This is a genomic window from Streptomyces bambusae, from assembly GCF_020532645.1.
Lineage (GTDB): Bacteria > Actinomycetota > Actinomycetes > Streptomycetales > Streptomycetaceae > Streptomyces > Streptomyces bambusae.
This window is the reverse complement of the sequence record NZ_JAJAUZ010000014.1, coordinates 25,309-39,348: the sequence shown is the minus strand read 5'-3', so window position 1 is coordinate 39,348 and position 14,040 is coordinate 25,309. Positions and strand designations below refer to the sequence as shown.

The following is a 14,040-nucleotide window of genomic DNA, read 5'->3' as shown; positions in this document are numbered from 1 at the left end:
CGCCCGGGGCCGCCCGCACCGGCGGGCGGCCGCCCCTCCCGTCCCGACCCGCGTCGAAGCAGAAGGAGTACGTCCGCCATGAGCACCGACATCAACGCCAGCCTGGCCGAGCCGAGCGACGAGGACAAGGCGGCCATCGCCGCGATCCCGCAGCGCATCGTCGCCGCCTGGGAGAAGTACGACGCCGACGCGTTCGCCGAGGTGTTCACCCCCGAGGGCACGCTGATCCTGCCGGGCGTGTTCGAGCAGGGCCGCGAGGCCATCCGCGCGTTCGTCGCCGCCGCCTGGGACGGCCCGTTCAAGGGCACCCGGGTGACCGGCGCTCCGGTCAGCATCCGCTTCGCGGGCCCCGAGGCCGGGATCGTCATCACGCAGGGCGGCATCCTCAACCCGGGTGCCGACGAGCTGACCCCCGAGCGTTCCGTGAACGCGTCCTGGGTGGTCGTCAAGCGCGAGGGCCAGTGGTACCTCGGCGCGTACCAGAACACCCCGCGCTTCGCGTGACCGGCAGACGGACTTCCAGGAGGTGGTCGGGATGACCGGCCAGGTAGGCGACCGCGCCATCGTGCTCGGCGGGAGCATGGCGGGCCTCATCGCGGCGCGGGTGCTCGCCGACGCGTACGGCGAGGTCCTGATCGTCGAGCGCGACGCGCTCACCGGCAGGGACGCCCGGCGCGGCGTCCCGCAGGGGCAGCACGTGCACGGGCTGCTCGCCCGCGGCCAGCAGATCCTGGAGGAGCTGTTCCCCGGCTTCACCCAGGGCGCCATCGACTCCGGCATACCCACCGGGGACCTCGGCGAGCTGCGCTGGTACTTCAACGGCAAGCGGCTGAAGCCGGCCACCACCGGCTGCATCTGCGTGTCGGCGGCCCGGCCGGTGCTGGAGAACCACGTCCGCACGTACGTGCTGGACACGCCGGGCATCAAGGTGCTCGACCGGCACTCCATCGACCGGCTGGTCACCGACGGCGGCGGGACCCGGGTCACCGGGGTCGACGTCACGCCGCTGGACGGCGGTGCGGCATCGTACCCGCTCACGGCCGACCTGGTGGTGGACACCACCGGCCGCGGCTCGCGCACCCCGGTGTGGCTGGAGGAGCTCGGCTACCGGCGGCCCGCCGAGGACCGCATCAAGATCGATCTCAGCTACACCACCCGGAAGTTCCGGCTTCCGGACGAGTCGATCCTGAACGGCGACCTGTCCATCAACCCGGTCTCGGGGCCGGCGCACCCGCGCGGTGCGTTCTTCTCCCGGATCGAGGACGGGCTGTGCGCGGTCTCCCTCACGGGCGTCCTGGGCGACAGCGCCCCGGCCGATCTGGAGGGCTTCCTCGCCTGGACCCGTACGCTGCCGGTCACCGACGTGTACGACGTCCTCAAGGACGCCGAGCCCGTCGACGACGGCGCGACGTTCCGCTACCCGGCGAGCGTGCGGCGCCGGTACGAGCGGCTCGACCGGTTCCCGGCCGGGTACCTCGTCCTCGGCGACGCGGTGTGCAGCTTCAACCCGGTGTACGGGCAGGGGATGACGGTGGCCGCGCAGGAGGCGATGGTGCTCCGCGACCACCTGTCCCGGGGCCCGGTGGACGCGCTGCGGTTCTTCAAGGACATCAACAGCGTGATCGACGTGGCCTGGGACTTCTCGGCCGGCGGCGACCTCGGCTTCCCGGAGGTCGAGGGCGAGCGCAACGCCAAGGTGAAGATAGGCGGCGCGTTCATGGCCAAGCTCCAGGCGGCCGCGACCGTCGACGGCTTCGTCACGGGCACCTTCATGCGCGTGGCCGGCTTCGTCGAGCCCCCCCAGGCCCTGATGAGCCCGAAGATGGTCTACCGAGTCCTCCGCGGCGCCCGCCAGGCCGCCGCCCAGAACTCCACGACCACCAAGTCGGCGGCCTGACCCCCACCGCCCGTCAGAGGCCCCCCGCCCCGGCGGGGGGCCTTCGGCCGTTGCCCTGACTGCCTCAGCGGACCACGGGCCCGTTCCCGGCCCGCCAGTCGTCGAGCCGCTTGCGGATGCTCGGGACCATCGGCAGCCGGTCCGTGTCCTCCGGCGCGAACCACGCCACCTCGAAGGACTCGTCCGAGGCCCGGAGGGTGCCGCCGGTGGGCCGGGCCAGCAGGCAGACGGAGAACTCCTGCCGCACCGAATCGCCCGCAGGGGGCGACGCAACCCCGCCCAACACCGGCCCGTCATGATCGCGCGCGACCCCGTGACTGGCCCGCACGGGGGGCGTCTTGATACTGCTGGCCCCGCCCTTCCGGCTCACGCGATCTGCAGTTTCGGGCGACGACCCGTCGGGGCGGGCGGGGCCTGCTGGTAGGCCGGAAGCCTCAGGCTCGGAAGATCCCCTGCACGGATACGGTCGAGGGCTGCGCGGAACGCCTCGTCCATGACCTCGGGAGTCTCGTACTTCGCGGCAAGCGGATGGAGCCGGTACGAGTTGCCGTTGCGTTCCTCACTGCGAGGCCTCAGCACGAGGTTCAGTTCGCACAGGGGTGTCATGAGGATGCTGACCGCCTGAGGCGTCACCCCGTACTCGACAGCCATGTCCTTCTGCCGTACCGGCAGTGCTCCGCCGAATTCGCTGCGGAAGACGAGGTACTGGAGGAACTTGACGGCGGATGCCGACAGCGGCAGCGCCCAGATGCGCTCCGCGACGATCGGGGACATGACGTTAGCCATGGGACTGCCTTCCTGTGGAGCGCTCACCGGCGCACTGGTGGGGAATCCCGGCCCCTCGGCTTCGTGCCCTACCGCTGAAGCCGTCCTTGACCGCCGGGTCGGCGCTGCGTTCCTCCTCGTGGACCCCAGCCGGCCCCACACCGTACGGAAAGGCGCCGGGTGTGCAGCCGTGTCGCTTGGCGATCCCTGCGAGCACTTCCTGCTGGGCTGCGCTGCTGCCCTGGAACCACAGCCGGACGTTGATCTGGATCCGGCCGTTGCCCACCCGTTCCACCCAGTTGTAGCCGCAGAGCGCCTGAACGGCACGGTTGACCGTGGAGCGGGTGGTCTTCTTGCCGCCCTTCTGTACCGCAATACGGTTCAGCCCGTCGGTGATCTCCTGCTGTGTGTACTGAGCGATGCCGGTTCCCGGCAGCTGCCCGCCGGCCACGTAGAGGAACACGCACAGCTGGGACTTCGTGATGCTGTTCGCGACGGCCAGTTGTGCCAGTAGCTGGGTGAACCAGTTGCTCGCCAAGCTGTAGCCGGCACCGCCGGCCATCTCGTGGACCGACTTGGGTTCTTCGGCGTACTCGAAGTGCACTCCGGTGAGGCGGGAGCGCCGTCCGGCGTCGGTGGCCTGCTCTCCGAGCTGCCGGCCGAGGACCGCCAAGATGTCCCCGTACGCGGCTTCGTCCCCCGCCACCACGGGCAAGGGTGCCGGCTGACGCCCACGCTGCCGGGACCGGGCGGGCGGCTCGGATGACACAGAACCTCCTCGGGTGCTCATGCCGCCGACGCTAGCCAGAAAATCAACCGCTGTTTGATTTTTGGCCGAAGAGCACTCGGACGGGCACTTGGGGAGGCAGGCCGGAAGTCAAGGAGACATGGACTTCTCCCGGACGCGCGGGTCCAAAAATCAACTGCCACTTGTCTTTTCCCGACCACGGATCCTGCCCTCCTCGCCGACAGGTCGTCGCGCTCACCCACGATGACCTGGTCGAATGCCATGTCGGGGCACTTCGCCAGAAAATCAACTGCAGCTTGATTTTCCGACGAAATGTGCTCGCCGCATTAACATTTAGGGACCCGAAACGTGCTCTGGGCGACACATTCCCAAGAGCAAACCAGCAGGTCAGAGCCCGATTCAGGGCGGCGCCCTCTTATAAAGAAGAGCACCCCCCGGCAAGGTGCCGCCGCACCGACGTCCACCGACCACCGTGCCCCAGCTCACCACTCTGTCCTGCCCCCACCACCTCTTGTCACCTGCACCACAGAATGCGCGCCCCCACGGCGGGCGAGCCGAAGGACCACGTCCAGTGGCCACCCGCACCACCCACCGGCCCCGGCCACGCTTCCCGATTCCCCGGGCGCACGGCCCGCAGCCGCCGACGGCGCCCCACAGCCCCGGCGGGGCACCGCAGGCCCCCCGGGCCGAGGAGCTGCCGACCCACCGCGCACCCGCCGCCACAGCCCGACCGACCGGGCCCCGAAACTCTCCGGGCCTGGCACGTGGGGGCCTCTCCCACGGCTTCCGCAACAGACCACCGGTTCCGTGAGATTCACGCAGCAGCCCGGGCGTCCGGCTGCCAGGGCATTGCCGACATGGTCGGGATGGCTCTCCTCCGTGGTTGCCCGCCCGGGACTCCACGGTTACAGTTATTTCAGATGTAGTCTGCGGGGGTCAGTGATGGGAGGCGGCCATGGCTCGTTCCAGCGTTCTCGCCCGTGCCGAGAAGGTCGAACCGGATCCCTCTCACCAGCGCACGCTCGCCGCGACTGCCCGGATGGCGCCGGAGTCGGTCGAGGTACTGGTGCGCACCCCGGATGGCGGCGAGCTGGCACTGCCGAGGGAACTGGTCCGTCTTCTGCTTGCCTCGGCCGGTGAGCTGGCCCGGGGGCATGCGGTGACGGTCCTGGCGTCCGAGGTGCAGTTGTCGCCTGCTGAGGCCGCCGAGCTTCTGGGTCTGTCTCGACCGTTCATCGCCCGCCTGCTCGACTCCGGTGACATCCCCTCGACGAATCTTCCCGGTAGCAGCCATCGAGTGGTCCGCCTCGCGGACGTTCTCGCGTTCCAGCAGCGGCGTGAGCGCCGCAAGGAGGGTCGGCGCCAGATCGCCGAGGTCTTGGCGGATGCCGGCCTGTCTGATTGATGCAGGTGTCACCGGCGGCAGTGAGGCGGGAAGAGGGGGAGCGTGGCGACGCGGGTCTTCGTGGACACCAACGTCCTGTTTCCGTTCTCGGCGATGGACGTGATGCTGGCCCTCACCGAGGACTCGGTCCACGACATCGTGTGGTCCGAGCGGCTGCTCGCCGAGTGGGAGCGGGTCATCGTCCGGGAAGGAAGACGTTCGGCGGAGTCCGCTGCCGCAGTTGCCCAGGCCGTTCGACGCTTCTTCGCCGACTGCGAGATCCCGGCGGCAGCCTATGAGCACCTCGTCGACGAGATGCCGGGCGATGACCCTGATGATCGGCACCATGCGGCGGCAGCGGTGGCTGCAGGAGCGCACGCGCTGATCACGTGGAATCTGGCCGACTTCCCCGCTGGTGACTTGGCTGAGCGCGGAGTGCGGGTGACCGACCCGGACTCCTACCTGTGCGGGCTGTACGCCGAGTTGCCACAGGAGGTGGCGGAGACGGTGGTCAGGCTTGCCCGAGAGAAGCGCAACCCACCCGTGACGACTGCCGACGCCGTCGCCCGACTGGCGAAAGCCGGCCTGCCGCGCTTCGCGGACCGCCTGATGCGGCACCTCGAACACCGCGCCAGGTGATTCAGGCACGGATGGTGCGCAGGTGGTAAGGACCCCGGGTCGCTGACCTGGTGCCGGGCGCACGGCCCGCAGCCGCCGACGGCGCCCCGCAGCCCCGGCGGGGCACCGCAGGCCCCAGGGCCGAGGAGCTGCCGACCCACCGCGCACCCAGGTGAACCCTGACGGGCCGGACCCCGGAGGAAGTCTCCGGAGCCCGGCCCGTGGCCGGGACGGCGGCGGCGGTGTCAGGCCGTCGGGGTCCCGTGGAGGTGGACCGGGAGGGCGCGGTGGCCGTTCATGATGAAGGTGGGCAGGGGCTGGAGGTCCTCCGGCGCAGTGGCCAGGGCCAGGTCGGGGAAGCGCTCGAAGAGGCGGGAGAGGCCGGTGCGGGCGACCAGGCGGGCGATGCCGGCGCCCAGGCAGTAGTGCGGACCGAAGCCGAAGGACAGGTGCTCCTTGTCCTCGCGGGTCAGGTCGAACGTGCCGGGCGCGTCCGCGTGCAGCTCGGGATCGCGGCCCACCGCGCTGTAGTTGACCAGGATGACGTCGCCCTTGGGGATGAGCACCCCGTCGACCTCGATGTCCTCGGCGGCGTACCGCAGCGGCAGGTGCGCCAGCGGGGACTCGACGCGCAGGGTCTCGTCGATGACGTCGTCCCAGTCGGCCTGCCCGGTGCGGATCAGGTGCAGGTGCTTGGGGTCGCCGAGCAGCGCCGTGATGGCGTTGTCGAAGAAGTTGATGGTGGTCTCGGAACCGGCGCCGAGGATCGCGAAGATGGTGTCGGTCAGCTCGTCCTCGCTGAGCTTCGAGCCGTCCTCGTCGTCGCGGGCCGCGACCAGGTCGCTGGTGATGTCCTCGCCGGGCCGGGCCCGCTTCTCGGCTATCAGCTCGGCCATCGCCCCGCGCCACCCCGACAGCACGGCCCCGGCCTGCTCGGGGGTGACGGTGGTGTCGACCATCGCGTCGATGACCTTGGCGGTCTTGGCGCGGGCCTCCTCCTCCATGCCGATCAGGTCGGCGACGAGGCGGGCCGGCAGCGGGTAGGCAAATCGTTCCCGCAGGTCGACGACCTCACCGGGCGGAGCGGCCTCCAGCGCGTCGAGCAGCTGGTCGGTCAGCTCCTCGATGCGCGGCCGGAAGGCCTCCGTACGGCGCGGGGTGAACGCCTTGCCGACGAGCTTGCGCAGCCGCACGTGGTTCTTCCCGTACGCGGTGACCATGTTGTCCATGGCCACCCAGCTGATCAGCTCCCAGTCCGGCGGCACCTCGTGGTTGACGAACGCCGGCCAGTGGTTGCGGGCGCTCTTGGTGACGCGCGGGTCGGTGAGGACCTTCCTGATCGCGCTGTTGCTGTTCAGCGACCAGGCGACGACGTTGCCGGGCAGCTCCACCTGGGTGGGGCCGAGGGCCCGCAGGGCGTCGGCCTCGCCGTGGATGTCCCGGCCGGTGGTGTCGAGGGCGAACGGGCAGCGTTGCTCCATGGACTCATCCGTTATCTGTGCGGGGAGGGGCGGGGGCGGGAAGAACGGAAGGGACGGGCGGGGCTGGAGGGACGGGGCGGGGTCGCTGATGCGGACCGGTCACTGCCCGATGCCGAAGTGGGCGCGGGCGAGCTCGCGGTTGGCGTGGGTGGCGAGGAAGATGCCGTTGCCGGCGTGGCTGTGCAGCATGGACAGGTCGCGCCAGACGCGCTCGATGCGCTCGCCGTGCTTGACCGAGCTGGAGCCGGCGGTCGGGAACAGCTGGCCCTCGACGGCCCGCCAGCACAGCCGGACGGCTTCCCGGCTGATGGTGGCCAGCCGCAGCTCCTCCTCACGGGTGAAGGCGGCCGCCTCCTTCCCGCACAGCTCGACCCACTGGCCGGTGGCGTGCAGCACGGCGGCCTCGGCGGCGCCGATCATGCCGGTGGCCTCGCCGTAGCGGAACTGGTAGTCGGGGTCCTCGGTGCGCGGCACGATCGGGAAGAACGTGGTGGTGCGGGCCCGCATCAGCTCCTCGTACGCGTCGAGCGCGCCCTTGGCGATGCCGACGGCGAGCGCGCCGAGTTCGAGGAGCATGAAGCTGAGCGGGCCGCCGCCGTACTCGGGGCCGTGCAGCACCCGGCCGGGCGTCTCCTCGGTGATGGGGAACTGGCTCAGGTGGCCCGTCAGCGCGAACCTCGCGGGGATCTTGCCGTTCTCCACGCGGATGCTGTGCGAGCCGCTGCCCTTGAGCCCGAGCTGGTCCCCCCAGTCGTCCAGCCGCGTCCACTGGCTCCGGGGGGCGATGAACATCAGGGGGGCCGGCGGCAGGCCCTCGCCCTGGGCGACCATCGTGTGGCCGATGAAGTGGGTCGCGTACGGGGAGCCCGAGCAGTAGCCCCAGGTGCCGTCGAGGATCCAGTCGCCGTCGTCCGTCCGCTCCGCCGTGCCCGCCGGGGCGACCGTGGCGGGGCAGATGAACTCGCCGGTGCCGAACAGCTCGGCCTGCGTCTTCTCGTCGAAGAGGGTCCCGACGACCAGCGCGTGCGCGGCGCCGAACAGGTACATCCAGCCCGTGGACGGGCAGCCGCGGGCCAGTTCCATGGCCACGCGGACGAACGTCTCGGGCCCGAACTCGTAGCCGCCGAACCGGCGCGGTACGAGGATCCGGTAGAAGCCGGCCTGCGAGAACGCCTCGTGGGTGTCCTCGGCGTACTGCCCGCGCGCCTCGGTCTCGGCCTGGCGCGGGGTGAGGGACGGGGCCAGGGCGCGGGCCCGGGCCACGATCTCCTCGGGGGTGAGGTCGGGCTCGGGGGGCGCCACGGCGGCGGTGGTGTAGGCCACGGTCGTAGTCATCGTCGATGCGTTCCTCTGGTGTCGCCGGCGTGGTGTCGCTGCCGTGGTGTCACTGAAACGGGGATAACGGGACTGACGGGACTCGCGGGACGGGCCGGACCGACGGGACTCGCGGGACGGGCCGGACCGACGGGCCTACAACGCGGACAGCTCGGTGCCCGGCGCCTCGGCGATCGTCTGCAGCAGCCGCCGGAAGTCCTCGACGAGGGCGCGCGCGGTGGCCTCGTCGAACCGGTTGTGGTCGAACTTGAGGCTGCCGGCCAGCTCGCCCGACGGCAGGACGTCCATCGCCCACAGACCGCCGTCCGGGATCGCCGAGCTGACGTCCTGGGACAGCTCCCGGCGCCGGATCTCGGACAGCTCCAGGCCGCCGACGGCGGTGGCGTCCATCGGGAACGGGGCCTGCAACACCTCGAAGGCGACCACGGCCAGGTTGTCGTCGGCGAACGGCGCGAGCAGCTCCGGAGTGTCGCCCGCGATGAAGGCGAACGGGATCTCGTGCTGGTACGCGCCCACGCACGCGGCCCGCGCCTGCTCGACCACGTCGCCGAGGGTGGTGCAGCCGGTGGTGTCGATGCGGATCGGCACGAAGTTGAAGAACGGGCCGACCGCGTCCATGAACCGCTCCTCGTAGCGGCCCGCGGAGAAGGTCGGGAAGACCACGTCGGTCGTGCCGGTGCGGGTGCGCAGCAGGGCCGCGTACGCCGCCGACATGATCATGAACGGGGTGCTGCGCACGGTGCGGGAGTACGCGAGCACCGCGGCGGACAGCTCGGCGCCGAACACGAAGCGGTGCACGCCGTAGGCGGTCGGCGCGTCCGTCCGCGGCCGGTCGGTGGCCACGCCGGTGATCCGGGCGCCGGCCAGCCGCTCGTTCCAGTAGCCGCGGGCCGACTTCACCTTCTCGCTGTCGGCGCTCTCGTGCTGCCAGCGGGCGAAGTCCTGGTACTGGGCGACCGGCGCGGGCTCGTCCGCGGAGCCGCCGGTGCGGGCCGCGTACCGGTCGGCGAGGTCGCGCATGATCACCTGGAGGGACCAGGCGTCGGTGGAGGTGTGGTGGGTGACGAGCACCAGCACCCCGTCCTCGGCGTCGAAGCGGCCGAGCACGGCCCGCAGGTGCGGGTACTCGCGGACGCTGTACGTGCCGCCGTCGAGCTCGTTGAGGAACCGCTCGGCGCGCACCTCGCGGGGCTCGTCGCCGGCCCGGCCCAGTTCGCGGACCTCCAGCGGCACCCGGGAGGCCGGCAGGACGTCCTGGCGGCCCTCGCCCTCGCCGCGGCTGACCTCGGTGCGCAGCACCTCGTGCCGGGCGACCACGTCGTCCAGGGCGTCCTGGAGGGCGGCGGTGTCCACCGCGCCGGCGACCCGCCAGCCGCCCACCAGGGTGTGCCGGTGGCCGAAGGCGCCGTCGGTGTCGCCCTTGTCGAATCCGCGCAGGAACTCCTGGTTGAAGGAGAGCGGGATCGGCTGTGCGAGTCCGTCGGCCTGGGCCGGTGCGGGGGTAATGCTCAAGGTGACCAGTCCTCTCTGGAGCCGGGGGCGCGCGCCCCGGGTCCGGCGGCGCGGCGCCGCCGGGCGGTGTGGGTGGGGCCCGCCGTTCAGGCAGCGGTGCCGATCTCCTGCAGGTGGGTGTCGAGTTCGGCCACGGTGGGGCAGTTGAAGATGTCGCCGACGGTCACCTCGGCACCGAGCCGGGCGCCGATCCGGCCGGCCAGCCGGACCGCCTGGAGCGACTGGCCGCCGAGGTCGATGAAGCTGTCGTCGAGGCCGACCGACGGCAGGCCGAGCACCTCGGCGAACAGGGCGCACAGGGTTTCCTGGCGCGGGGTACGGGGGGCGGAGTCCGCGCCGGCGGCGGGCGCGGGGGCGGCCGCGGGCTCGGGCAGGGCGGCCCGGTCGAGCTTGCCGTTCGGGGTCAGCGGCAGCTCGTCCAGCTCGACGAACGCGGCGGGGACCATGTAGTCGGGCAGGGTGCGGGCGAGGCCGGCGCGCAGGGCGTCGGGGTCGGCGGAGGTGCCGGCGGCGGGGACGACGTATCCGGTCAGGCGGCCGGTGCCGTCCGCCTGTTCACGGGCGACGACGGCGGCGTGCACGATGCCGGGCAGCTGGGCGAGGGCGTGCTCGACCTCGGCGGGCTCCACCAGATAGCCGTTGATCTTGAACTGGTCGCCGGCCCGGCCGGCGAACTCCAGCAGACCGTCGGAGCGCCGCCGCATCAGGTCGCCGGTGCGGTACATGCGGGCGCCGGGCGGGCCGTACGGGTCGTCGACGAACCGCTCGGCGGTGAGGTCGGGGCGCTGCCAGTAGCCCTGGGCCAGGCGGTCGCCGTGGATGAACAGCTCGCCGGTCGCGCCGTCTTCGACCTCGGCGAGCGCGTCGTCGAGGAGCCGGACGCCGACCGTGTCCATCGGGCGGCCGACGGGCACGGCCCCGGCGGGCGGGTTGGCCGCGGTCATCGTCGTGTACGCGGCGAACGAGGACACCTCGGTGGCCCCGTACATGCCGCGGACCACGACGTCCGGGCAGGCGGCCAGGACGCGGCGGACGGCGGTGGGGGCGATCACGTCGCCGCCGGTGAGGACCTCGCGGACGCCGGCGAAGGTGTCGGGGGCCTCCTCGGCGATGACCCGGAACAGGCCGGCCGTCACATGCAGGGCGGTGATGCCCTCGGCGGCGATCAGGCGGCGCAGGGTGGGCACGTCCGGCACGCCGGGCGGCGCGAGGACGACGGTGCCGCCGCGCAGCAGCGGGATCCACAGCTCGTACGTGGAGACCCCGAAGGCGTACGGGGCGAGGGCGAGCACGGTCTGCTGCGCCCCGCCGTTCCAGCTGGAGTCGGCGGCGAACTGCACGACGCCGCGGTGGGTGACGGCGACGCCCTTGGGTTCGCCGGTGGATCCGGAGGTGTGGATGACGTACGCGATGTCGTCGGGGCCGGCGGCGGCGTCGGCCGGGGCCTCGGGGCCGTCGCCGGCGGCCGGGTCGAGCACCCGGACTCCGGCGGGCAGCGGGTCGGTGCCCGGCGAGCGGTCCGTCAGCAGCACCGGCGAGCCGGCCCGGTCGGTGATCGTCTGCATCCGCTCCAGCGGGTACGCGGAGTGCAGCGGGAGGTAGAAGGCGCCGGCCTTGAGGATGGCGAGGGTGGCGACGACCAGCTCCGGGGAGCGTTCGACGAGCACGGCCACCGGGTCCTGCGGCCGTACGCCGAGCCCGGCGAGGCGGCGGGCGACCCGGTCGGACCGCTCGTCCAGCTCGCGGTACGTGAGCCGGGTGCCGCCCGCCGACACGGCGACGGCGTCGGGCGTGCGGCGCGTCTGCTCGGCGAAGCGCGCGTGAATCGAGGTGGAGACCATGCGGTGTCGTCCAATCAGCTCGTTCCCTGCCGACGGAGCCGGCCCGCCGGCTCTGGGAGACAGTCACACGCGCCACCCACCCCCTGCATCTCCTGAATTGCCCTCACCCCCACCCCAAACGCCCCCGCCCCCGCGACGTCGCGGGGGCGGGGGCGAAGGCGGAGGCACATCTCAGCCCCGCCCACACCGGAGGCCCGGGACCCGGGGCACCCACCAGCCCCGCCGGCGCTCGAGGCCCGGGACCCGGCGCACCTTCCAGCCCCGCCAACGCTCGAGGCGCGGGACCCGGGGCACCTTCCAGCCCCGCCGGCGCTTGAGGCGCGGGACCCGGGGCACCTTCCAGCCCCGTCGGCGTTTGAGGCGCGGGGTCGGGGGCGGAGCCCCGGTCTTTGAGCCGCACAGGGCCACCTTCCGGCCCCACCGCGCCACCCACCAGCCCCGCCCGCGCTCGAGGCCCGGGACCCGGCGCATCTACCAGCCCCGCCAACGCTCGAGGCGCGGGACCCGGGGCACCTTCCAGCCCCGCCGGCGCTTGAGGCGCGGGGTCGGGGGCGGAGCCCCGGTCTTTGAGCCGCACAGGGCCACCTTCCGTCCCCACCGCGCCACCCACCAGCCCCGCCCGCGCTCGAGGCCCGGAACCCGGCGCATCTACCAGCCCCGCCAACGCTCGAGGCCCGGGACCCGGCGCACCTTCCAGCCCCGCCGGCGCTTGAGGCGCGGGGTCGGGGGCGGAGCCCCGGTCTTTGAGCCGCGCCGGCGACGACACCGGCACGACACCCGGCCCGGCAGCGGCCACGTCCCGCCGCGACGCCCCGCAGAGGGCGATCAGAGCGGCAAGGGCCCCCAGCGCGACCGGCTCGGCTGTGGCGAACGGGTAGACGAGCCAGGGCCGCCCGTCGAACCGGTCCGCCCGGATCCCGCCGAGCCCTCCGAGCCCCGGCACCGGCCGCGACGGCACGTACCCGCGTACGTCGCAGCCCCGCAGCTCCGCCTCCGCCCAGATCTCCGCCGTACCGCCCGCCACATCCGTGTACGCGTACCCGAGCCCCCTCGCCTGCGCTTCGTACAGCACGTCCACGACCGTCTCCGCCGGAGTGGCGACCACCACGAGGTCGGCGGGCGGGGTGTCGGCCCCGAGCGGGCTGCCGGCTCCCAGCAGCATCGCCCGGGCCACCGCGTCGGGGTCGTGGTCCTCCACGAAGACCTCGACGCCGGCCCGGCTCAGCGCCAGGGCGAGGGACGTGCCGACGGTTCCGCAACCGATCACGGTCACGCGGTGCAGGAGGGGGCTGGCCGGCATGGTGTCGTTCTCCTCGGTGGTGGGCTTCGGGCCCTGGCGCCGGCCATACCGGCAGCGGTGGGGGTGGGGGTGGGGGTGCGGGGGGACCGGGCCGCCCGGCGGCCGGGCTCCGGGGGGCGCCGCTCAAGCCGGCGGCGCCCCCGTGAAGCCGCCGTCACCGGCGGGCGTCCGCGAGCTCGGCGAACTGACCCGGCTGCCGGCCCTCCCCCGCCGGCCCCCGGTACGCCTGGGCGATGCCCAGCCACTGCTCGGCCTGTTCGCCGGTGGCCGTCAGGTCGAGGTCGTCGCGGTGCCGGCGCCGGGTGACCAGCAGGCAGAAGTCGTGCGCGGAGCCGCTGATCCGCTGCGTGGCGTCCTCCGGCCCGACCGTCCACACGTCGCCCGACGGCCCGGTCAGCTCGAACCGGAACGGCCCGTCCGGCGGCGTCAGGCCGTGCGACTCGTAGCCGAAGTCCCGCGTCAGGAAGGCGAAGTTGACGAGGTGGCGCAGCCGGTCGGTCGGCTCGCGGCGCACTCCGCGGGCGTCCGCGATGTCCTGGCCGTGACCGAACAGCTCCATGATCCCGGCGCAGGCGAGCACGACCGGCGGGAGTGGATTGACCAGCCACGGCACGACCTGGCCTTCCGGCACCGCGGCCAGCGCGGCCACCGACGCCTCGCCCTCGGCGCGGAACCGGGCGAGCAGCTCCTTCGGCGGGAACTTGTTGTACTGCTGGAGCGCCGCGTTCACCGCCCCGTCGAAGTCGCCGGCCGCCGCCGCGGTGATCTGCTTGAACGTCTCGGGGGCCGCCGCGGCCGTCTTGGCCAGCGTGAAGATGAAGGTCAGGTGGGCGATCTGGTCGGCGATGCTCCAGCCGGTGGCCGGCGTCGGCCCGTGCCAGGCACTGTCGTCGAGGTCTTCGACCAGGCGGGCGACCTCGTCGATGTCGGCGGTGAGGTCCTTGAGAACGACGCTGATGCTCATGTCCGGCTCCTTCGGAGAGAGGGGTTCGAGGGGGTGTGTTGCTTCATGCAACTCACCGGGCGGGGTGGTGCACTTTCCAGGTCTGGGGGCGCCCCGGAGGGCGGTGGTGCGTACTGCGCTGCGTTCCGTGCCGAGCAGGTCTCTTGATGCAACTCACCGGGCGGGTACGACGGGGGCGAGGAGGCGGGCGCCGGG

13 protein-coding genes are annotated in these 14,040 nt (G+C 72.6%); 4 read left to right on the top strand and 9 right to left on the bottom strand.

What is annotated here, in order from left to right; all coding sequences use genetic code 11:
• The first annotated feature begins 78 nt into the window (after positions 1-78).
• Both LG634_RS12470 and LG634_RS12465 read left to right on the top strand, forming a co-directional pair.
• Complete coding sequence (locus LG634_RS12470; RefSeq protein WP_226733818.1) at positions 79-504, top strand: SgcJ/EcaC family oxidoreductase; 426 nt, start codon at positions 79-81, stop codon at positions 502-504.
• A 31-nt stretch (positions 505-535) separates the two neighbouring features.
• Positions 536-1,897: an FAD-dependent oxidoreductase gene (locus LG634_RS12465; RefSeq protein ID WP_226733817.1), complete on the top strand. Its 1,362-nt coding sequence runs from the start codon at positions 536-538 to the stop codon at positions 1,895-1,897.
• A 64-nt stretch (positions 1,898-1,961) separates the two neighbouring features.
• Here the strand turns inward: LG634_RS12465 and LG634_RS12460 are convergent, their stop codons facing one another.
• The 3 genes from LG634_RS12460 to LG634_RS12450 all read right to left on the bottom strand — a co-directional run bounded on the left by LG634_RS12460 (position 1,962) and on the right by LG634_RS12450 (position 3,368).
• Positions 1,962-2,144 carry an NUDIX hydrolase gene (locus LG634_RS12460; protein ID WP_226733816.1) on the bottom strand — a complete coding sequence of 61 codons (183 nt, stop codon included), beginning with the start codon at positions 2,142-2,144 and terminating at the stop codon, positions 1,962-1,964.
• A gap of 119 nt (positions 2,145-2,263) precedes the next feature.
• Positions 2,264-2,683, bottom strand: coding sequence for a hypothetical protein (locus tag LG634_RS12455; protein ID WP_226733815.1), 420 nt, complete (start codon positions 2,681-2,683; stop codon positions 2,264-2,266).
• Entirely contained in the window at positions 2,676-3,368 is a 693-nt protein-coding gene (locus LG634_RS12450; protein WP_226733814.1) for a hypothetical protein, read from the bottom strand. The genes LG634_RS12455 and LG634_RS12450 overlap by 8 nt, the downstream gene beginning before the upstream one ends.
• 997 nt (positions 3,369-4,365) lie before the next feature.
• Here LG634_RS12450 and LG634_RS12445 point away from each other — a divergent pair.
• Complete coding sequence (locus tag LG634_RS12445) at positions 4,366-4,815, top strand: helix-turn-helix domain-containing protein (protein ID WP_226733813.1); 450 nt, start codon at positions 4,366-4,368, stop codon at positions 4,813-4,815.
• Positions 4,816-4,857: 42 nt separating this feature from the next.
• Positions 4,858-5,433 carry a VapC50 family PIN domain-containing toxin gene (locus LG634_RS12440; protein ID WP_226733812.1) on the top strand — a complete coding sequence of 192 codons (576 nt, stop codon included), beginning with the start codon at positions 4,858-4,860 and terminating at the stop codon, positions 5,431-5,433.
• 224 nt (positions 5,434-5,657) lie between these two features.
• Here the strand turns inward: LG634_RS12440 and LG634_RS12435 are convergent, their stop codons facing one another.
• The 6 genes from LG634_RS12435 to LG634_RS12410 form a co-directional block, all read right to left on the bottom strand.
• Positions 5,658-6,893: a cytochrome P450 family protein gene (locus LG634_RS12435; RefSeq protein WP_226733811.1), complete on the bottom strand. Its 1,236-nt coding sequence runs from the start codon at positions 6,891-6,893 to the stop codon at positions 5,658-5,660.
• Between the two features lie 99 nt (positions 6,894-6,992).
• Positions 6,993-8,228 carry an acyl-CoA dehydrogenase family protein gene (locus LG634_RS12430; RefSeq protein WP_226733810.1) on the bottom strand — a complete coding sequence of 412 codons (1,236 nt, stop codon included), beginning with the start codon at positions 8,226-8,228 and terminating at the stop codon, positions 6,993-6,995.
• Between the two features lie 135 nt (positions 8,229-8,363).
• Positions 8,364-9,740 carry a condensation domain-containing protein gene (locus LG634_RS12425; protein WP_226733809.1) on the bottom strand — a complete coding sequence of 459 codons (1,377 nt, stop codon included), beginning with the start codon at positions 9,738-9,740 and terminating at the stop codon, positions 8,364-8,366.
• 86 nt (positions 9,741-9,826) lie between these two features.
• A complete protein-coding gene (locus LG634_RS12420) occupies positions 9,827-11,581 on the bottom strand; it encodes a non-ribosomal peptide synthetase (RefSeq protein ID WP_226733808.1) in 1,755 nt (584 codons plus the stop codon).
• Positions 11,582-11,684: 103 nt separating this feature from the next.
• A complete protein-coding gene (locus LG634_RS38430; protein ID WP_226733807.1) occupies positions 11,685-12,881 on the bottom strand; it encodes a prephenate dehydrogenase/arogenate dehydrogenase family protein in 1,197 nt (398 codons plus the stop codon).
• Positions 12,882-13,035: 154 nt separating this feature from the next.
• A complete protein-coding gene (locus LG634_RS12410; RefSeq protein ID WP_226733806.1) occupies positions 13,036-13,845 on the bottom strand; it encodes a TIGR03084 family metal-binding protein in 810 nt (269 codons plus the stop codon).
• Positions 13,846-14,040: the final 195 nt, after the last annotated feature.